Genomic DNA, 17929 nt, shown 5'->3' on the forward strand with positions numbered 1-17929 from the left:
GTGTGATGGCGTTCCCTCTGCTTAGCCTGATCGTCTTCGTACCGGCCGCCGGGGCAGCGGTCATGATGCTTCTGCGCAGCGACGAGGCGGTGCGGTGGGCAGCGCTCGGCTTCACCTTGCTCGACGTGGCGCTCGCCATTGTGATGCTCGCCGGTTTCGATACCGGGAGCTCACAGATGCAGTTCGTCGAGGAGCGCCCGTGGGTGCCGATGCTTGGCATAACCTTCGCGCTCGGCGTTGACGGCATCAGCGCGCTCTTCGTCTTCCTGACCGCGCTGTTGGGCTGGGTCTCGGTGCTCGCCTCATGGGTCGCCATCGACCGGAAGGTGAAGCAGTTCATGGTCTGCCTGCTCGCCATGCAGACCCTGATGTTGGGTGTATTCACGGCGCTCGACCTGTTTCTGTTCTATGTCTGCTGGGAGGCGATGCTGATCCCGATGTACCTGCTCATCGGGGTTTGGGGCGGCGATGGCCGGGTCTATGCGGCGTTCAAGTTCTTCCTCTACACTTTGGCGGGTAGCTTGCTGTTCTTGATCGGCGTCATCGTTCTCTACTTCGAGGGTGGCAGGACGTTCGACATCCTCGCCTTGATGGCACTCGACCTGCCGTTCGACATTCAATCCTGGCTGTTTTTTGCCTTCCTCGTCGCATTCGCGGTCAAGGTGCCGATGGTCCCGCTCCATACCTGGCTGCCGGACGCCCACGTGCAGGCGCCGACGGCCGGCAGCATCATCCTTGCCGGCGTACTCCTGAAGATGGGGGCCTATGGATTCCTGAGGTTCTCGCTGCCGATGCTGCCGGAGGCTTCTGTCTATTATTCGACCCTGATGATGGCACTCTCGGCACTTGCTATCGTTTATGGCGGGCTGCTTGCCTTGGCGCAGGACGATTTGAAGAAGCTGGTGGCCTATTCCAGCATCAGCCATATGGGCTTCGTGACGCTTGGGATTTTTGCCCTCAACCCGCTCGGGCTCCAAGGCAGCATCCTGCAGATGTTCAATCACGGCGTGACGACCGGCGCCCTATTTCTTTTCGTCGGCCTGATCTACGAGCGGACCCACACCCGCAGCATCGCCGACTATGGCGGCTTGATGAAGATGGCTCCCGTCTACACCGGATTTCTGGCGTTGTTCGTGCTGTCGTCGATGGCGCTGCCGGGAACGAACGCGTTCGTGGGCGAGTTGCTGGTGCTGTCGGGCGGGTTTGCGGCCAACCTCACCCTTGGCGCATTCGCCGTATTGGGCGCGTTGCTGAGCGCGGCCTATCTGCTTGGCATGTACCGGAAAGTGGCGCTCGGTCCGGCGACCGTCGGCGCGCGGCTCAAGGTTCGTGATGTCAACGGCCGCGAGTTGGTGGCGATCCTGCCGCTTGCCGTCTTCGTGCTTTGGGTCGGGTTCTACCCCAAGCCCTTTCTCGCCATCATCGACAGCTCGGTCACGCATCTTTTGCAGCAGGTCCACGATAGGGGGAACGGCCCATGACCGCCGCAGTGCTCCTTCCGTCGATCCTCGCGAGCCTGCCCGAAATCATCGTGATTGTCGGGTCCTGCATCCTGTTGATTGGCGGGCAACTCTTGCCGAAGGGACAGGACGCCCTTCTTGTGTGGGCGTCGGTCGCTGTGGTGCTGGTCGCAGCGGTGGCGACATTCACGCTGTCCGGAGGGGCGCAGCCGGCCTATGCGGGCATGTTCGTCTCCGACCCCTTCTCCATCTTCTTCAAATCGCTGTTCTACCTGTCGATCCTGCTCACGTTCCTGCTCTCGCGAAACTATGCCGATATCGAAGGGATCGATGGCAGCGAATATTATGTCCTGCTGCTGCTTGCGCTTGCCGGCATGATGATCATGGCGTCTGCGACCGATCTCCTGTCGATCTATGTTGGCCTCGAACTGATGGTGCTCTGCACCTACGTACTGACCGGCTTCCTCAGGCGTGAACAACGCTCAAACGAGGCCGCATTGAAATACGTCATCCTTGGCGCCGTCTCGACCGGGATTTTCCTTTATGGTGTTTCACTGGTCTACGGCCTCACCGGCACGACGCAACTGGACCGGATGGCGGCGGCAGTCACCAATGATCCGCTCGATCCGGGCTTGCTGCTTGCGGTGGTCTTCATCGTCGCCGGACTGGTCTTCAAGATCGGCGCGGTGCCGTTCCACATGTGGGTGCCGGATGTCTACGAGGGCGCACCGACGACGGTTACCGCCTTCATGTCCGTCGGGCCCAAGGCGGCGGGCTTCGCGGTGATCCTGCGCGTCTTCCTCAACCCGTTGGTCGCAAGCTCCAACGTCTGGATCATATTGGCCGTTATCGCGGTGGTGACGATGGCGCTCGGCAGTTTCGTGGCGCTGGTGCAGGATAACTTCAAGCGTCTGCTCGCCTATTCCAGCATCGCCCATGCCGGCTTTGCCATTTTGGGCATCGTGGCCGGCGGTGCAGACGGGATCGCCAGCGTGATGCTCTACCTTCTGATTTACACCTTCATGAACCTCGGCATCTTCGGCGCCGTCATCATGATGCGCAACGGCAATTTCTCGGGCGAAGTCATTGAGGACTATTCCGGCTTCGCCAAGCTGCATCCGGGCCTGGCGCTGTTGATGTTGCTCTATCTGTTTTCGCTGGCCGGCATTCCGCCGACGGCCGGTTTTTTTGCGAAGTTCTACGTATTGGTCGCGCTCGTCGAGCGTGGTTTCGTCCTCCTGGCAGTGATCGCAGTGCTCCTGAGCGCTGTCGCCGCCTATTTTTACATTCGCATCGTCATGGTGATGTTCATGCGCGAACCGGAGCGGGCGTTCGAGCCGGCGCTGACGCCCCTGGTCGGCGCCGCTCTCGCCGTCACTGCCGCCGGCACGGTGGGCATCGGCCTGTTTCCAGCGTGGTTTCTCAGGCTCGCTCAGCAGTCAGCCTTCGGCGGCTGAGCGAACGGAATTGCATTGGCCTATCCGACGGAATAAACTAGCGGTTTAGGAAAGGAATGCCCTCAGTCGCTTCTCCGGGGCGACCGCGTTACCGGCCCGAATGAGCCCGGTCGCGGCTTGAGCAACGCCCCCCGATGGGTGACCGGGCTGCGCGATATGTCTGCAGCGGAATTCTTGCCGGTTCTTTTCATGATCGCCGGAATTGTCCTGGTGGCGAGCGTGACGCTTTTTGTTTCCTCGCTGTTGCGGCCGTCCAATCCCTATCCCGAAAAGAACATGCCCTATGAATGTGGCATGGACCCGGCTGGCGAGGCAGCCGGTGGGCGCTTCAGGGTGCAGTTCTTCATCCTCGCGATCCTCCTGGTCGTCTTTGATGTCGAGGCGATGTTTCTCTTTCCCTGGGCGATCGTCCTGAAAGAGATCGGTATCGTCGGCTATCTGGAGATGTTCGTCTTTATCGTGCTGCTTCTCGTGGGTTTCGCCTACGCCTGGCTGAAGGGGGCGCTGGAATGGGAGGAGTAGGAAACACCATCCAGGACAGCGTGCTGTTCACCACGGCCGAAAGCGTCATCAACTGGAGCCGAAGGTCGGCCCTATGGCCCGAGACCTTCGGCATTGCCTGCTGCGCCATCGAAATGATCTCGGCCGGCTGTGCGCGCTACGACCTCGATCGCTTCGGCGTGGTGTTCCGCCCATCGCCGCGGCAGTCCGACGTGATGATCATCGCCGGCACCGTCACCCGGAAGTTCGCGCCCGTCGTGCGCCGGCTTTACGACCAGATGCCGGAGCCGCGCTGGGTGATTGCCATGGGTACCTGCGCGATATCGGGCGGGGTCTACAACACCTATGCCGTGGTGCAAGGGTCCGAAACCTTCGTGCCGGTCGATGTGCACGTGCCTGGCTGCCCGCCACGCCCCGAGGCGCTGATGCACGGGTTCCTGCTGCTGCAAGAGAAGATCAAGAGGTCCCGCGGGCTGGCCGGGACACCTCTCGATCGGGCTGCGGCATCATGAGTATCGAACCGTCTCTCAACCGCGCTCCCATCCTGGAGCGCTTCGGCGAAACGATCGAGGATCTAGGCACTGCGCATGGCATCGATGTCTTTGTCGTTCCGCCCGAGATGATCGTCGAGTTCTGCCGGTTCCTGAAAGACGATCCGGCGCTCAGGTTCAATTTCCTTTCCGACATTTGCGGGGTTGACCACTATCCCGAAACGCCTCGCTTCGAGGCGGTTTACCATCTCTATTCATTGCCCAACCGGTGGCGGGTCCGCATCAAGTGTCGGCTTGGCGATCCGCCTGAGGTCCCGTCGGTCACCGGGGTCTGGCGCACAGCCAACTGGCACGAGCGCGAAGCCTGGGACATGTATGGCATCCGGTTTCCGGGGCATCCCGATTTGCGCCGGATCTACATGTGGGAGGGCTTCGAGGGCTTTCCCCAGCGCAAGGATTTCCCGCTCAGGGGTTACAGGGACAAGCTGAACCCGTTTGGTACCGAAGGTCCGCCACCGACGCAGCCCGACCTTGCCACCCGCGACATTCCATAGGGAGGAAAACAAAGGTGCGCGGTTTTCCAATAGGGCCGATCCGAATCCTCATGAACCACGGAGGCCGATCGACGCCGGAGAGTTGAGATGACCGAAGTCACCGAGCTTACGAGGCCGGAAGGCGAAGCGCTCAATAGCAAGGAAGTGCTTCTCAATCTCGGGCCGCAACATCCCAGCACCCATGGGGTCCTTCGGCTCGTCCTGCAATTGGACGGCGAATATGTCGAGCGGGTGGATCCACACATCGGCTACCTGCATCGCGGCACCGAAAAGCTGGCGGAAAGCTTTACCTATACCCAGATCTTCCCTCTGACCGATCGGCTCGACTATCTCTGCCCGCCGTCGAACAACCTGGCATTTGCGCTCGCGGTGGAGAAGCTGCTCGGCATCGAGGCCCCGATCCGAGCGCAATATATCCGCGTGATGATGGCGGAACTGGCGCGCATTTCCGGCCATCTTTTGATCACCGGCGCGCTGCCGATGGATCTCGGCGCCATGACCGCACTGCTCTACGTGATGCGCGAGCGCGAAATGATCATGGATCTCCTCGAGATGATTACCGGTGCGCGCATGCACACCTCCTTCTGCCGGGTTGGTGGCGTGCGCGAGGATCTGCCTGAGGGTTTTTTCCCGAAGATCCGGGAGTTTTGCGATATCTTCCCGAACCGCATCCGTGACTATGAGCGGCTGCTCGAAGACAACAGGGTATTCCTGAAACGCACCCAGGGGATCGGGGTGATCTTAGCTGACGACGCCGTCGATCTCGGCCTCAGCGGCCCGAACCTACGCGCTTCCGGCGTCGACTGGGACATCCGCCGTGACGAGCCCTACGAGATCTACGACCGGCTCGATTTCAATGTGATCACGCGCAATAAAGGCGATTGTTATGCACGCTGGCGGTGCCGGGTCGATGAGATGCGCGAGAGCATCCGGATCATCGAACAATGCATCGAGCAGATGCCCGATGGGCCGTTCCAGGTCGACATGCCGACGATCGCCTTCCCGGTCGACAAGGAGCGCGTGCATTGTTCGATGGAGGCGTTGATCCAGCATTTCGACCTCTCGGCTTATGGCTTCAACGTGCCGAAGGGCGAGGTCTATTCGGCGATCGAAGCGCCCAAGGGGGAGCTCGGCTTCTACATCATCAGCGACGGGTCGCCGAAACCGTTCCGGATGAAGGTCAGGGCACCCTCGTTCGTCAACCTCCAGGGGGTTTTCGGGGTTACGAACGCCCGCTACCTGGCGGATATGATCGCCGTGCTCGGCAGCCTCGATCCTGTGATGGCGGAGGTGGACAAGTAGCGGAGACTTCGACGTGGTGACGATGCGCGAAAAGATCGAACAGGCGGCGGCGCGGTATCCCGACCAGCGCTCGGCGATCATGCCGGCACTTTTGATCGCGCAGCGGGATCATGGTCATCTGCCGGGGCCGGTGCTGGAAGAGGTCGCCGAAATCCTCGGCGTCGAGCGGATCTGGGTCTATGAGCTCGCGACCTTCTACACACTTTTCCATACGGAGCCGGTGGGGAAATTCCATCTGCAACTTTGCGACAACGTCTCCTGCATGCTGCGGCGATCAGAGGATCTGGTGCTGCATCTGGAGAACATGCTTGGGATCCGGAAAGGCGGCACGACCGAGGACGGCCTGTTCACGCTTTCGACCGTCGAATGCCTAGGTGCCTGCGAGATGGCCCCGGTGATGCAGGTCGGCGACGACTATCACGGCAATCTCGACATCGAGCGGATCGATGCGCTGCTTGCCCGGTTGCGTGCGACGGTTCCCGACACGACCGGTGCTGATCGCGCGGCTGTGGGCCCACCGGGGAAATAGCGCCATGTTCGAACAGGTTCTTTTGAAGAATGTGGCCGTGCCGGATGGGCATCTTCTCGCGACCTATGAGGCCGGTGGCGGCTACCGAGCACTTGCCAAGGCGCTCAAGGAACACACGCCCGACGAGATCATCGATCTCGTCAAGCGGTCGAACCTACGCGGCCGCGGTGGGGCCGGGTTTCCGACCGGCATGAAGTGGAGCTTCGTGCCCAAGCGGGCAGACAAGCCGAAATATCTCTGCTGCAACGCAGACGAAGGGGAGCCTGGCACGTTCAAGGATCGCATCGTCATGGAGCGCGATCCGCATCAATTGATCGAGGGCATCGCGATCAGCGCCTATGCGATCGGGGCCGAGGTCGCCTATGTCTACATTCGCGGAGAGTATGTGCTGGCGATCCGGCGGCTGGAACAGGCGATCGCCGAAGCCAAAGCCAAAGGGTATCTCGGAGCGAGGATACTGGGATCGGATTTCAATTTCGTCGTGCACGTCCATTGCGGCGCGGGCGCCTATATTTGCGGCGAGGAAACCGCGATGCTCGACTCGCTCGAGGGCAAGAGGGCACAGCCGCGCCTGAAACCGCCATTTCCTGCCGTTGCAGGGCTCTATGCCAGCCCGACGGTCATCAACAATGTCGAGACGCTGGTTTGCGTGCCGCATATCGTTGCGCGGGGCGCTGACTGGTTCCGCGGTATCGGGCCGGAGAAGAGCCCGGGCCCGAAGCTCTATTGCGTCAGCGGGCAGGTGCGCAAACCGGGGCTCTACGAGCTGCCGATGGGCATTCCGCTTCGCGAGCTCGTCGAGGACCATGCGGGCGGGCCGCCGCCCGGACGCAGGATCAAGGCGGTAATACCAGGTGGTGTTTCCGCGCCGGTTATCCCGGAGCCGGGCCTGGACGTCGGGATGGATTTTGACTCGCTTGCTGCTGCCGGCACGATGCTGGGTTCGGCAGGCGTGATCGTCGTCGACGACACGACCTGCATGGTCAGGGTCGCCACCCGCATCATCGAGTTCTTTCACCACGAATCCTGCGGCAAATGCACGCCTTGCCGCGAGGGACTGAACTGGGTGGTGAAGGTGTTGCGCCGGATCGAAGCGGGCGAGGGGGCGACCGGCGACATGGAGCAGTTGGACATGCTCTGCAAGGGCATTTTCGGCAACACGTTTTGCGCTTTGGGTGACGGCGCGGCGATGGGATTGCGGGCTTCGCTCGCGCATTTCCGTGACGAGTTTGTCGCCCATATCGAGGAGCGGAAGTGTCCGTTCCACTAGGGGGCGAGTAAGTCATGGTCAGCGTTGTGATCAATGGGCAAACGGTGGAAGTCGAGGCCGGTGCGACTGTGTTGCAGGTCGCCCAGCGGTTGGGCATCGAAATTCCGACCTTCTGCTACCTGAAGCGCCTGCCGCCGCTTGCCTCCTGCCGCATGTGTCTTGTGGAGATCGAGGGACTGCGACGGCTACAGCCGTCCTGCGCCACCGCGGTCACGGACGGCATGGTCGTGCGGACCAACACGACGCTGATTGATGAAACGCGCTCGTCCATGCTTGACATGCTGCTTGCCAACCATCCGCTCGACTGCCCGATCTGCGACAAGGGCGGCGAGTGCGAGCTTCAGGACATGGTGATGGCCTATGGTCCGGCGAAAAGCCGCTTTCGGGATCCCAAACGCGTCTTTCATTCTCGCGACATTCGCCTGAGCCCGGTTGTGATCATGAACGTCAACCGCTGCATCCAGTGCCAGCGCTGCGTGCGGATGTGCGAGGAGGTTGTTGGCGCCGTCGCTCTTGGCACGGTCGAGAAAGGCATGGATACCGCCGTCACCGGCTTCGAGGGTAGTCTTGCCAGTTGCGACCAGTGCGGCAACTGCATCGAAGTCTGCCCGGTCGGCGCGCTGATGAGTTTCCCTTATCGATACAAGGCGAGACCCTGGGATCTCGCCGAGACCGATACTGTCTGCCCGCATTGCGGCACCGGATGCCAGTTGACCGTCGGGGCGCGCAAGGGCGAATTCTTGCGGGTCCGCTCCAAGGAGGAACATGGCGTCAACCGCGAAACGCTTTGCGCGCGCGGCCGGTTCGGTCTCGACTTCATCGAGGGGCATGATCGGATCAAGCGACCGATGATCCGCCGCGACGGCGTCCTGGTTGCGGTTTCCTGGGATGAGGCAGGAGACTATCTGCGCACGCGGCTAGCGGAGGTCGAAGGCAAAGCTGCTGGCGGCGTCGTCTCGCCGCGCCTGCCCAATGAAGTCCTCTACCAGTTCCAGAAGCTCATGCGCACGGTCTTTTCGACCAGCAACATCGACAGCTCGTCGCGCTGGTCGACGCCCTTCGATGCACTCGCTCCGCTGATGACAAGCTATACGCGGGCGCCGCTGAAAGAGGTGCTCGACGTCGACTGCGTGCTTGTGATCGGTGGCAACGTGACCGAGGAAAACCCCGTAACCGAATACCTGCTGCGGGATGCGGCGCGGCGGCGCGGCACCGGACTGCTCATGCTAGCGACGCGGCCTTCCCGTCTCGATGCCGATGCGCAGGTTGTGGCTCGCATTCCGCCAGGCGGAGAGGCCAAGAGCATTGCGGCCGTGGTCGCCGGGCTAGGTGTGGCGGCCGGCGAGAGACTGTCGGGCGACACTCTTGCAGAATTCGAACTGATAGGCGCCAAGCCGGTGAGCGGAGACAAACCGGATCGTTTGGCCGCCGCGCTCAACGAGGCTAGCACCGTCGCCGTGCTCGTCAGTGTCGACCTCCTGAGGTCCTCCGAAGCGCGCGCGACCTTGCAGCAACTCTCAAACCTGCTGAAACTTCTCCGCCTCCTCGGCAAAAGCCCGGCATTGCAGATCCTCTTCGACCGCGCCAACCAAATGGGCGCCTGGGACATGGGTGCGGTAGCGGGTGCCTTGCCAGGGCTGCAGGCGGTGGCCGCCGATACGGCGCGCGCCGTTCCTGCGCGAAATTGGGTCGCAGAGATCCACCATGAGCCGGGTGCCGATCTCGACGGGATGCTGGATCTCTGCGCGGCGGGGCAAATGGGCGCGCTCTACCTCGTCGGGACAGACCCCCTGATCTCCTATCCAGACAGGGAGTTTGTGGCCCGTGCCCTTGGTGCCGCCGATCTATTGATCGTACAGGACAGTTTCCTTACGGAGACGGCAAGCCTTGCCGACGTCGTCTTGCCGGCGGCGGGCTACGGCGAAGAGCCTGGCAGCTTCACCAACAACGAGGGACGCGTCCAGAAAGTCTGCAAGTTCCGGGAACCCGTTTTCGAGGCGAAAGGCAATCTCGCGATCTTCGATCTGGTCGCGACTTTGCGTGGTCAACCATTGCAGCCTTCGACGCAGGCCGAGATTTTCGATGAGATCGCCCGGCTGCTACCGGCTTACCAGGGGCTGAGCTGGGCCGGACTTGGCGCCGACGGCGCCTTCACGAAGGCAGACCCGACACCATCGGCGGTTGCCTTCCATCCCCTGCCAACTGGTTCGCAGACGCATGACAGGCTGATGCTCATCACTGGCAACTGCCTGTTCCACAACGGCTATCTTTCGGAGCGCTCGGAAATCCTGAACACGGTCGCCAACGACCCCTATGTCGCGATGAGCGCTGAAGATGCTGCAGAGCTTGGCATATCGAATGGCGATCAGGTGGTCGTAACGTCATCCCGCGGTGAACTGGTGGCGCAACTCAGGGTCGAGAAGCTGTTTCCGACGGGCCTCGTCTTCGTTCCCGAAAACTATCGGTCCCTGCGCCTCAACAGCCTTATGCGGCGGGGCGAATACCCGTGTCCCGTCAATGTTCAAAAAGCGCAGACCGCTCACCAAGCCGAGGGCGTGAACCGGGTCTGGCGTGGAGCTTGAGGCTGCGGCGCGCGCCCGCGGGGCCTAGGGATCCCGACCCGATCGGCGCGAGTTTCATCAGTGGTAACCGGCGCCAGCGATGTATTCGTGCAGGTGTCGCTCGGTGCGCTGTGCCTCATCGAGCCGATGCTTGACGACGTCGCCGATGCTGACGACGCCGACAATGGCTTCGTCCTCAATGACCAGCACATGGCGCGTGCGTCGTTGCGTCATGATCGACATCACCAAGGGCAGCCCATCGACAGCCGAACAGACGGCCACGTTGCGGTTCATGATATCGGCAACCGGCATCAGCGCTGCCTCGGGTCCGTATTCCGCAAGCGCGTTGCAGCAATCCCGCTCCGACAGCGTGCCGAGATACCTTCCGGGCGCGTGGCTGACGACCACGAAGCCGATATTGTTGTCACGAAAGAGCCGCAGGATCTCCACCATCGTCTGGTCGGGAGCGACCGCGATCACTCCAGCACCCTTGTCCTTCACGATTTCACCGACAAACATTTCAACCTCCTATCTGCGCGCGCCGGTTTGATCGCTGCTCCTCACGTTCGCCGGATGTTGCGCCACCAGTTGTACCCATGCGGTTCGCTTGTCTCGACCAGCACGTCCTGTTCTGTGTTCAGGCGTGCGGTGACGACGCCACCGCCGGTCATTGCCTTTCCAGGTTTGCCAAGCAGATCGTCACGTCCGATCACCAGGTCACGTGACGAGTAACTTGAGAATTCATACTGCTGGCCAAGTGCGATGGCGTCCGCCGGGCAGGCGTCTTCGCACAGGCCGCAAAACAGGCATCGGGCCGTGTCGATCTCGAATTTTGCCGGGTGGCGGTTGCCTTTCTCGTCTTCATAGGGAACGACCTCGATGCAATCGCAAGGACAGATGCGAGCGCAGAGTTCGCAAGCGACGCATTTGATTTCGCCCGCATCGTCCCGTTTCAGGAAGTGATGCCCGCGATAGCGCGAGTAGGGGAGCCACTTCTCCTTGTCCGGATACTGCATGGTGACGGGCTTGGAGAACATATAGCCAAAGGTCAGCGCAAAGGCGTTTGCCAAATCGGCAAAAAGCGCCCAGCCGATCCATGTTCCAGCTCTGTCGACTACGCGTGACATCGTCGCGCCGTTCTACAGCGGTGTGCGTCTATTCCAACGCGGGAGGGTCGCTGTCGTCCCTTCGATTGCTGCACGCATCTTCCCAAGACCGACACCGATCTCGCAAGGCACGTGAAGAAGCCGCCACGGCTCCTAAGTGAAAGCAATTCCAGAGATAATTATGTTCGCCATCGACAGAGGAAGCAAGACTTTCCATCCGATTGCCATCAGTTGGTCATAGCGATAGCGGGGCAAAGTGAAGCGGAACCACATGAACACATAGATGAAGAATGCCACCTTGAGTGCAAACCAGAGAAGCGGTGGCAGCGGAAGCAGAATACCGTTCCAGCCGCCGAAAAAAAGGATGACGGAGAGGACCGATACGAGCAGCACGATAACGTATTCGCTGACCATGAAGAACGCGAAACGGATGCCGCTGTATTCGGTGTGGAAGCCGGCGCCGAGATCCCCCTCCGCCTCGGCGAGGTCGAAGGGAATGCGCTGCGCTTCTGCCAATCCCGCGATGAAGAAGACAAAGAACCCGATCGGCTGGTAGACGACGTTCCAGAGATCGCTCTGGGCGCGCACGATGTCCACGAGGTTCATCGATTGTGCCAGCATGACAACGCCGATGACCGCGAACCCCATGGGAATTTCGTAGCTGATCATCTGCGCACAGGTCCGGAGACTGCCGAGAACCGCGTATTTGCTGTTGGCGGCCCAGCCACCGAAGATGACGCCATAGACCTCCAGCCCGATCACCGCGAAGACGAAAAGCAGTGCCACGTTCAGGTTGGAAACGTAGAGCGTGATCTCCGCATTGAGCACCGAGATGCTCTCGCCGAAGGGGATCGCGACGAATACGACAAAGGGTGGAGCGAGCGCCAGGATCGGCGCCAGCTTAAACAGGAAACGATCGGCCTCTGCCGGGATGTGATCCTCTTTCGTCAGAAGCTTGATACCGTCTGCCACAGGCTGCAGCAACCCGTGCCATCCCACGCGCATGGGTCCCATCCGTTGCTGCATATGGCCGGCAATCTTTCGCTCCAGCCAGGTCAACGGCAAAGGCAGGAGAAGCAGCATTGCGATCAGCAACGCGATCTTGATGGCGATGAGGCCAAGGGCGATGAGAAGTTCCATGATCAACGGCCACCTGGAAAACAGGCTGATACGCGACTGGATTGGCCCAACTTAACCGTCGAGGGCTTCGGGCACTTCTAGCTTTCGCGATTTTCTCATGAAACGGTGGTTGCGGACAAGCTACCGTTTCCCGTTATGTGCTGGACCTGTCTCACAATCTCGCATCACGGTCGATGCTGCACCGCTTCCTTTTCCGTTCCGGCCTTGGCGGACAACCATGTGGCGCCCAATTGGCCATGGTGAAAGCCGTTGGAAAACGACGCGCCGGGGTAGGCGCTACCCAGGCGTGCCAAACCCTCGGCCGTCGAGCATCGTCCAGCGATGGTGTCGTCAAAAGCCCGGGCCACGGCCAACATGTCGCAGTGCTGCGGCGACAACCGGATGCGGGACGCGCCCGCAACGGCAAGCTCCGGCAGTTCTTGAATGAGTGCCTGGCAGGTATGCGACATGGTCTGCACGCCATTGAGAGCCAGGAACGGCTGGCGGTCGAGCGTCTCAACGGTCAAGCCATCCGGATCCTCTGCGCAGACGAACTGGCAATTGTCCTTGATCAGCCCCTTGGAGCGCGCATGGGCGCAGCGCGCCGAGATCGCCAGGGGAACGCGACCGAAGGCGAAGATCTCGAACGCGACCGCCGGAGTTTCTTCAATGATGCCGCGCACCGAGGCCATCGGTAACTCCGGCGGGAGACAGATGCTCGTCGCCCCCCTTGATGCCAACAAGCGCGCCGTGGCGCCGTTGTAGACGTTGACGAGCGGCCCGATCGAATGCGGCTTGCCGGTAAGCAATTGCAGTGCGGAAAGGTCGTTGGCCTCGATCGGATGGGTGCTATCACGCGAAAGCCCGCGCACGAGCTGGCTTTCGCGCTCCAGCGTCACCAGCGCCAGCGAAGTGAGGCTCACCTGTTTGCCGGCGCTCTCCAGCCGTTCGATGACCTCGACCACATGCGGCTCGATGAAATGCAGACGCTTCGAGCAGACGGCCTCGCCGATCGTCACATGGGCGAGCGGCGCCTCGTCGGCGATGCGGAAATAGAAATCGCGCCACTTCGGGCCGTCCCAGAGATAATAGACCGGGCCGAGGCTCAAGGTGGGCTTGGATGGGCTCGCAGTTGTGGTCATAGGCCGATTACCTCCACCGCTTTTCATAGGCGCCTGTTGTTGTTTTCTGGCCTTCGCTGAGCGCTTTCAGCCGCGCCACCAAGGCGGGCCGCTCGGCCACACTGGCGCTCAGTGCCCGCCTCATGACCGAGACCACTTCGGCGACATAGGCCTTGCCGCGTTGCCGACCCTCGATCTTCAGCGCGCTGACCCCAGCTGCACGCAGCGCATCGATATGATCCATCACATCGAGCGAAACCGGATCCTCGAAGGCGTAGCCACGCTCCTCGGCAATGTCGAAACGCCCCTTGCAGAGGGTGGGATAGCCTGCGGCCTCGCCGGCCGGGAAGCGGTTGATCGTGTAGTCGCCGAGCTCGGAGACGAGTTCGCGCCCATCCTGGCGATAGCGCACATGGCTTGCGGGCGAACAGACGCCGTTCATGTTGGGCGATTTGCCCGTAGCGTATGAAGAGAGCGAGCAGCGCCCCTCGGCCATGACGCAGAGGCCACCGAAGGCAAAGACCTCGATCTCGCAATCGATCTGCTTGGCGAGGCGAGCAATGTCGGCGATCGTCAGCGTGCGCGGCAGCACGACGCGTTTTGCCGCGAAGGCCTCGACGAGGAAGCGCACGGCATCGGCATTGGAGGCCGAGGCCTGCACCGAAACATGCAGCCGCTGCTGCGGATGGCGCTCGACCGTATAGGCCATCAGGCCGAAATCGGCGAGGATGACGGCATCGGCACCGAGTGCAACGGCGTCATCCACCGCCTGATGCCAGAGCGTCTCCTGGCCGGCGCGCATGAAGGTGTTGATCGCGACGAATGTCATCACCTTGCGCTGCTTGGCATAGGCAATGGCGGTGCGGAGTTCCTCGCGGGAGAAGTTCAAACCGGGAAAATTGCGGGCATTCGTCTCGTCGCGAAAGCCGCAATAGACCGCGTCGGCGCCTGCATCGACGGCTTCACGGAAGGCGGCCGGCGTGCCGGCGGGGCAGATCAGTTCCATTGGGGAACCTCCTCCTTGAGAACACCGCCAAGCATTCGCTCGCGGATCTGTTTTCCCGCGCGGCGCACGAGCGGCGCGAACGGTCCGCTCATGCCAGCGAGATCGCTTGGAAGATCGATCTCGCAATCGTCGAGCGCGTTTCGAAGCGCCAGCATCGCCTCCATGTCGCCGCTGACGGTGAGATCGCGCGAGAAGAAGACGGCGTCGCCGTCGATGCGTCCTTCGAGCAGCGCCAAGAGCAGGACAAGCTCGCCTTCCATGCAGGCGTCTGACGGCGGCGCGTGCTCCTTGCGATGGACGGAAATACGCGGGATTGCTGGTTCGACGAGAAAGCCGATCGGCAGATCGCGGGGCAGGAAGGCGTAGCGCTTGTCTACATGGTCGGCGAGGCGATCGAAGAGACCGGGATGGGACTCGATCACATGGGCGAAGACGCGTCGCACCACGCTTTCCATGGCGGCGATGGGAATGAAGTTGAGGGGGGCGGTGATCGCGAGCGGAAGTGTCATGACGACCTGCGGGATTGCCTGTGGAGGAAGAATCGGAAGATGCGGCGCATGCTAGTCGCCTGGGGCCGCCGGTTGTTTGCGCCACGTCAAAGACAAGGGCCATTCGCCGCCACAAACAGGCTTCATGAACAGGATCTTCCGTCCGTCCAAGGGCTTCACAACGCTGCGGGATTTTGTCGATACGCTTGAGCGCGAAGGCGACCTGAAGCGGATTTCGCGGCCGGTTTCGCTGGTGCACGAGGTGACCGAGATCCACCGCCGGGTACTTGCCGCCGATGGTCCGGCGCTGCTTTTCGAGCAGCCGGTCGACGCCTCGGGTGCGGTGCAGCCGATCCCGCTTCTTGCCAATCTCTTCGGGTCGGAACGGCGGATCGAACGTGGTTTCGGGCTGGCGCCGGGCGGGCTCGATGCGCTTGCCGGGGAGTTGGCGGAACTGCGCGATCCGAGAGCACCACAGTCGCTGCGCGACGCCTGGGACCGGCTGCCTCTACTCCGATCGGCGATGTATATGCGGCCGCGCAAGATAACGCGCGCACTCTGCCAGGAGGTCGTCTGGCGCAATGAGGAAATCGACCTCGGGCGCCTGCCGGTTCAATGGTGCTGGCCGGGCGAGCCGGCGCCGCTCATCACCTGGCCGCTGGTGATCACGCGCGCGCCGGATGATCCCCTGGATGTCAATGTCGGCATATACCGTATGCAGGTGCTGGGGCCCGATCGCGCCATCGTGCGCTGGCTCGCCCACCGCGGCGGCGCCCGTCACCATCGCCTTTGGCAACGCTTGGGTCAGGATATGCCGGTCGCCGTCGTCATCGGTGCCGATCCGGCGACGATCCTTGCAGCCGTCATGCCGCTGCCCGATGGTTTGAGTGAGCTCAATTTCGCAGGGCTGCTTCGGCGCGGCAGGACGGAGCTCGTCAAGGCGAAAACAGTACCCCTTTCGGTCCCGGCCAATGCGGAGATCGTGCTGGAGGGTGCCGTCTCGGCCGTCGAAACGGCGGAGGAGGGCCCCTATGGCGACCACACCGGCTATTACAATTCGGTCGAGCCGTTTCCCGTCATGCGCCTGTCGGCGATCACCATGCGCCGGAACCCGGTCTATCTTTCCACCTATACCGGCCGGCCGCCGGACGAGCCTTCGCGGCTCGGCGAGGCGATGAACAGGCTGTTCGTGCCGCTGGTCCGCAAGCAGTTTCCAGAAATATCCGATCTCTGGCTGCCGCCGGAAGCCTGTTCCTACAGGGCCATGGTCGTCTCGATCGACAAGCGTTATCCGGGGCAGGCCAAGCGCGTGATGATGGGGCTATGGTCTGTCCTGCCGCAGTTTAGCTACACCAAGCTGATCATCGCCGTCGATCCGGATATCGACGTGCGCAATTGGTCCGATGTGATGTGGGCTCTTGCCACCCGCTTTGACGCCAGCCGCGACGTGACCGTGATCGAAGGCACGCCGATCGACTATCTCGACTTCGCCTCGCCGCGGTCCGGCCTCGGCGGCAAGCTCGGGCTCGATGCCACCAACAAGATCGGCAGTGAAACCGACCGTGAATGGGGACGGGTGCTTGAAATGTCGCCGGAGGTTGTCGGTCAGGTCGATGCGATCTGGACCGGCCTCGGGCTTGGAGGCCTCGAGCCTGGAGGGCCGGCGCGATGACCCGGATGAAGATCGTCCTCGCTGTCACCGGCGCCTCGGGCGCTGCGATTGCCGTGCGCATCGCCGAGCAGCTCAGCGACATCGACAGTGTCGAGCTGCATCTCGTGCTATCGCCGGCGGCGCATCGCACGCTCGGACACGAGGTTGGTGCAGAGGCGCTGCCGTCCCTGCTGCGTAGGGCCGCGCGGACCTATAACCACGCAGACATCGGCGCGGCGATTGCGAGCGGGTCGTTTTCGACGGCGGGCATGATCGTGGCGCCGTGCTCCATGCGCACGCTCGCCGCGATCTCCGCTGGCATGGCCGACAATCTGGTCGTACGTGCAGCTGACGTGCATCTGAAGGAGCGGCGCAGGCTCGTCCTGATGGCGCGCGAGACGCCGCTGCATCTTGGTCATCTGCGCAACATGTGCGCCGTCACCGAAATGGGGGCAATCATCATGCCCCCGGTGCCGGCCTTCTACCATCGGCCTGAAACGGTCGAGGCCATCGTCGACCATCTGGCTGCGCGCGCGATCGACCTCCTGGCGCTGCCGATCGCCCCTTTGGCAAAAGCCTGGCAGGGCGAAGGCTAGTTCACCTGAAAGCCCGACACTAGCCGAGTGCACTGGCCTGGAGCAGCGGGTCGGCGCCGAAGAGGACCTCGTGACCGCCGAGCAGCAGCCAGACGGCAATCGCGACGGTCGCAAAGACGGCGACGATCATCACGGGATCGGCGCGCAAGCGTGTTTCACCCCGGATGATCGCTGCGAAGGGCCAGACCGATGTGCCCTTCGAGGCCGCTTGCCAGCCCTCACCGAGACGGCGGCGGGCGCGCTTTTCGAGCATGAAGAAACCGCCGACGGAAAACAGCGCGAAGCCACCGAAAAGCACCAAAGAGCGCAGGTCGCCATTGGGCACGATGTGACCGGCGGCCCAGAGCAGGAAGCCCCAGAGCACGGGGTGGCGGGTGATCGTTACGATGGCGCCCGGCCGTTCGTTTCCCTGATAGATCGAGATGGACAGCGGGTTCTCGCTGAAGAGACCGGTCAGCACGAGAAAGTTCCCGAGCGGCGCCAGAACGAAGGTCACCCAGGCCTGCCAGGCGGCAGGCTCCCAGAGCGGGATGAAATCGAGTTGAAGTGCTGCGTGAAAGACGAAGCCGAGCGCAAGCACGGAGAGCAGCGAGTAGACCGCTAAATAGGTCGAGCGGCCGAGCCAGTCGATCAGGCCCTGGCGCAATGCCGGCCAGGCTGGCACGAGATGGAGCAGGAGGAAGACGGCAAAGGCGAGGAGAAAATAGCTCATGTCTG

General features: G+C 62.0%; 18 protein-coding genes. 11 read left to right on the forward strand and 7 right to left on the reverse strand.

What is annotated here, in order from left to right; all coding sequences use genetic code 11:
* Positions 1–5: 5 nt before the first annotated feature.
* The 9 genes from MKZ91_RS09130 (at position 6) to nuoG (ending at position 10146) form a co-directional block, all read left to right on the forward strand.
* On the forward strand, positions 6–1481 hold the full coding sequence (locus MKZ91_RS09130; RefSeq protein WP_336170228.1) for a complex I subunit 4 family protein: 1476 nt from the start codon (positions 6–8) through the stop codon (positions 1479–1481).
* Positions 1478–2917: an NADH-quinone oxidoreductase subunit N gene (locus MKZ91_RS09135; RefSeq protein ID WP_336170230.1), complete on the forward strand. Its 1440-nt coding sequence runs from the start codon at positions 1478–1480 to the stop codon at positions 2915–2917. Before MKZ91_RS09130 ends, MKZ91_RS09135 begins: the two co-directional genes overlap by 4 nt.
* 156 nt (positions 2918–3073) lie before the next feature.
* On the forward strand, positions 3074–3439 hold the full coding sequence (locus MKZ91_RS09140) for an NADH-quinone oxidoreductase subunit A (RefSeq protein WP_336170232.1): 366 nt from the start codon (positions 3074–3076) through the stop codon (positions 3437–3439).
* Entirely contained in the window at positions 3427–3930 is a 504-nt protein-coding gene (locus tag MKZ91_RS09145) for a NuoB/complex I 20 kDa subunit family protein (protein WP_336170234.1), read from the forward strand. The genes MKZ91_RS09140 and MKZ91_RS09145 overlap by 13 nt, the downstream gene beginning before the upstream one ends.
* Positions 3927–4463 (forward strand): NADH-quinone oxidoreductase subunit C, encoded by a 537-nt coding sequence (locus tag MKZ91_RS09150; protein ID WP_336170236.1) that lies wholly within the window; start codon positions 3927–3929, stop codon positions 4461–4463. The genes MKZ91_RS09145 and MKZ91_RS09150 overlap by 4 nt, the downstream gene beginning before the upstream one ends.
* Before the next feature lie 87 nt (positions 4464–4550).
* Positions 4551–5765, forward strand: a complete 1215-nt coding sequence (gene nuoD, locus MKZ91_RS09155; protein WP_336170238.1) for an NADH dehydrogenase (quinone) subunit D — start codon at positions 4551–4553, stop codon at positions 5763–5765.
* A 16-nt stretch (positions 5766–5781) separates the two neighbouring features.
* A complete protein-coding gene (gene nuoE, locus MKZ91_RS09160) occupies positions 5782–6294 on the forward strand; it encodes an NADH-quinone oxidoreductase subunit NuoE (protein WP_336170561.1) in 513 nt (170 codons plus the stop codon).
* 4 nt (positions 6295–6298) lie between these two features.
* A complete protein-coding gene (nuoF, locus tag MKZ91_RS09165) occupies positions 6299–7564 on the forward strand; it encodes an NADH-quinone oxidoreductase subunit NuoF (RefSeq protein WP_336170240.1) in 1266 nt (421 codons plus the stop codon).
* A gap of 14 nt (positions 7565–7578) precedes the next feature.
* Entirely contained in the window at positions 7579–10146 is a 2568-nt protein-coding gene (nuoG, locus tag MKZ91_RS09170) for an NADH-quinone oxidoreductase subunit NuoG (protein WP_336170241.1), read from the forward strand.
* A gap of 57 nt (positions 10147–10203) precedes the next feature.
* On the opposite strand, the gene MKZ91_RS09175 is transcribed toward nuoG, so the two are convergent.
* The 6 genes from MKZ91_RS09175 to ubiT all read right to left on the reverse strand — a co-directional run bounded on the left by MKZ91_RS09175 (position 10204) and on the right by ubiT (position 14986).
* The gene (locus tag MKZ91_RS09175; RefSeq protein WP_275026019.1) at positions 10204–10644 is read right to left on the reverse strand and encodes a CBS domain-containing protein; all 441 of its coding nucleotides are present in this window, start codon (positions 10642–10644) and stop codon (positions 10204–10206) included.
* A gap of 41 nt (positions 10645–10685) precedes the next feature.
* A complete protein-coding gene (locus MKZ91_RS09180; RefSeq protein WP_336170246.1) occupies positions 10686–11252 on the reverse strand; it encodes an NADH-quinone oxidoreductase subunit I in 567 nt (188 codons plus the stop codon).
* 132 nt (positions 11253–11384) lie between these two features.
* Positions 11385–12371: an NADH-quinone oxidoreductase subunit NuoH gene (gene nuoH, locus MKZ91_RS09185; RefSeq protein WP_336170248.1), complete on the reverse strand. Its 987-nt coding sequence runs from the start codon at positions 12369–12371 to the stop codon at positions 11385–11387.
* Between the two features lie 164 nt (positions 12372–12535).
* On the reverse strand, positions 12536–13492 hold the full coding sequence (ubiV, locus tag MKZ91_RS09190; RefSeq protein WP_336170250.1) for a ubiquinone anaerobic biosynthesis protein UbiV: 957 nt from the start codon (positions 13490–13492) through the stop codon (positions 12536–12538).
* 7 nt (positions 13493–13499) lie between these two features.
* A complete protein-coding gene (ubiU, locus tag MKZ91_RS09195; protein ID WP_336170252.1) occupies positions 13500–14477 on the reverse strand; it encodes a ubiquinone anaerobic biosynthesis protein UbiU in 978 nt (325 codons plus the stop codon).
* Entirely contained in the window at positions 14468–14986 is a 519-nt protein-coding gene (ubiT, locus tag MKZ91_RS09200) for a ubiquinone anaerobic biosynthesis accessory factor UbiT (protein ID WP_336170254.1), read from the reverse strand. The genes ubiU and ubiT overlap by 10 nt, the downstream gene beginning before the upstream one ends.
* A 124-nt stretch (positions 14987–15110) precedes the next feature.
* Between ubiT and MKZ91_RS09205 the strand changes: the two genes are divergently transcribed.
* Entirely contained in the window at positions 15111–16637 is a 1527-nt protein-coding gene (locus MKZ91_RS09205) for a UbiD family decarboxylase (protein ID WP_336170255.1), read from the forward strand.
* On the forward strand, positions 16634–17212 hold the full coding sequence (locus MKZ91_RS09210; protein WP_336170256.1) for a UbiX family flavin prenyltransferase: 579 nt from the start codon (positions 16634–16636) through the stop codon (positions 17210–17212). The genes MKZ91_RS09205 and MKZ91_RS09210 overlap by 4 nt, the downstream gene beginning before the upstream one ends.
* Before the next feature lie 19 nt (positions 17213–17231).
* Here MKZ91_RS09210 and MKZ91_RS09215 read toward each other — a convergent pair whose 3' ends face one another.
* Positions 17232–17924: an NnrU family protein gene (locus MKZ91_RS09215; protein ID WP_336170257.1), complete on the reverse strand. Its 693-nt coding sequence runs from the start codon at positions 17922–17924 to the stop codon at positions 17232–17234.
* Positions 17925–17929: the final 5 nt, after the last annotated feature.

Origin of the sequence: Ensifer sp. MJa1 (genome assembly GCF_037026475.1) — a bacterium.
Classification (GTDB): domain Bacteria; phylum Pseudomonadota; class Alphaproteobacteria; order Rhizobiales; family Rhizobiaceae; genus Ensifer.

Excerpts from the sequence above, each read along its gene's own strand:
- nuoD (WP_336170238.1), top strand. The coding sequence starts at position 4,551 with ATGACCGAAGTCACCGAGCTTACGAGGCCGGAAGGCGAAGCGCTCAAT.
- MKZ91_RS09180 (WP_336170246.1), bottom strand. The coding sequence starts at position 11,252 with ATGTCACGCGTAGTCGACAGAGCTGGAACATGGATCGGCTGGGCGCTT.
- MKZ91_RS09145 (WP_336170234.1), top strand. The coding sequence starts at position 3,427 with ATGGGAGGAGTAGGAAACACCATCCAGGACAGCGTGCTGTTCACCACG.
- MKZ91_RS09175 (WP_275026019.1), bottom strand. The coding sequence starts at position 10,644 with ATGTTTGTCGGTGAAATCGTGAAGGACAAGGGTGCTGGAGTGATCGCG.
- MKZ91_RS09215 (WP_336170257.1), bottom strand. The coding sequence starts at position 17,924 with ATGAGCTATTTTCTCCTCGCCTTTGCCGTCTTCCTCCTGCTCCATCTC.
- MKZ91_RS09210 (WP_336170256.1), top strand. The coding sequence starts at position 16,634 with ATGACCCGGATGAAGATCGTCCTCGCTGTCACCGGCGCCTCGGGCGCT.
- MKZ91_RS09130 (WP_336170228.1), top strand. The coding sequence starts at position 6 with ATGGCGTTCCCTCTGCTTAGCCTGATCGTCTTCGTACCGGCCGCCGGG.
- nuoG (WP_336170241.1), top strand. The coding sequence starts at position 7,579 with ATGGTCAGCGTTGTGATCAATGGGCAAACGGTGGAAGTCGAGGCCGGT.
- MKZ91_RS09135 (WP_336170230.1), top strand. The coding sequence starts at position 1,478 with ATGACCGCCGCAGTGCTCCTTCCGTCGATCCTCGCGAGCCTGCCCGAA.
- MKZ91_RS09205 (WP_336170255.1), top strand. The coding sequence starts at position 15,111 with ATGAACAGGATCTTCCGTCCGTCCAAGGGCTTCACAACGCTGCGGGAT.
- MKZ91_RS09140 (WP_336170232.1), top strand. The coding sequence starts at position 3,074 with ATGTCTGCAGCGGAATTCTTGCCGGTTCTTTTCATGATCGCCGGAATT.
- nuoF (WP_336170240.1), top strand. The coding sequence starts at position 6,299 with ATGTTCGAACAGGTTCTTTTGAAGAATGTGGCCGTGCCGGATGGGCAT.
- MKZ91_RS09150 (WP_336170236.1), top strand. The coding sequence starts at position 3,927 with ATGAGTATCGAACCGTCTCTCAACCGCGCTCCCATCCTGGAGCGCTTC.
- ubiV (WP_336170250.1), bottom strand. The coding sequence starts at position 13,492 with ATGACCACAACTGCGAGCCCATCCAAGCCCACCTTGAGCCTCGGCCCG.
- ubiT (WP_336170254.1), bottom strand. The coding sequence starts at position 14,986 with ATGACACTTCCGCTCGCGATCACCGCCCCCCTCAACTTCATTCCCATC.
- ubiU (WP_336170252.1), bottom strand. The coding sequence starts at position 14,477 with ATGGAACTGATCTGCCCCGCCGGCACGCCGGCCGCCTTCCGTGAAGCC.
- nuoH (WP_336170248.1), bottom strand. The coding sequence starts at position 12,371 with ATGGAACTTCTCATCGCCCTTGGCCTCATCGCCATCAAGATCGCGTTG.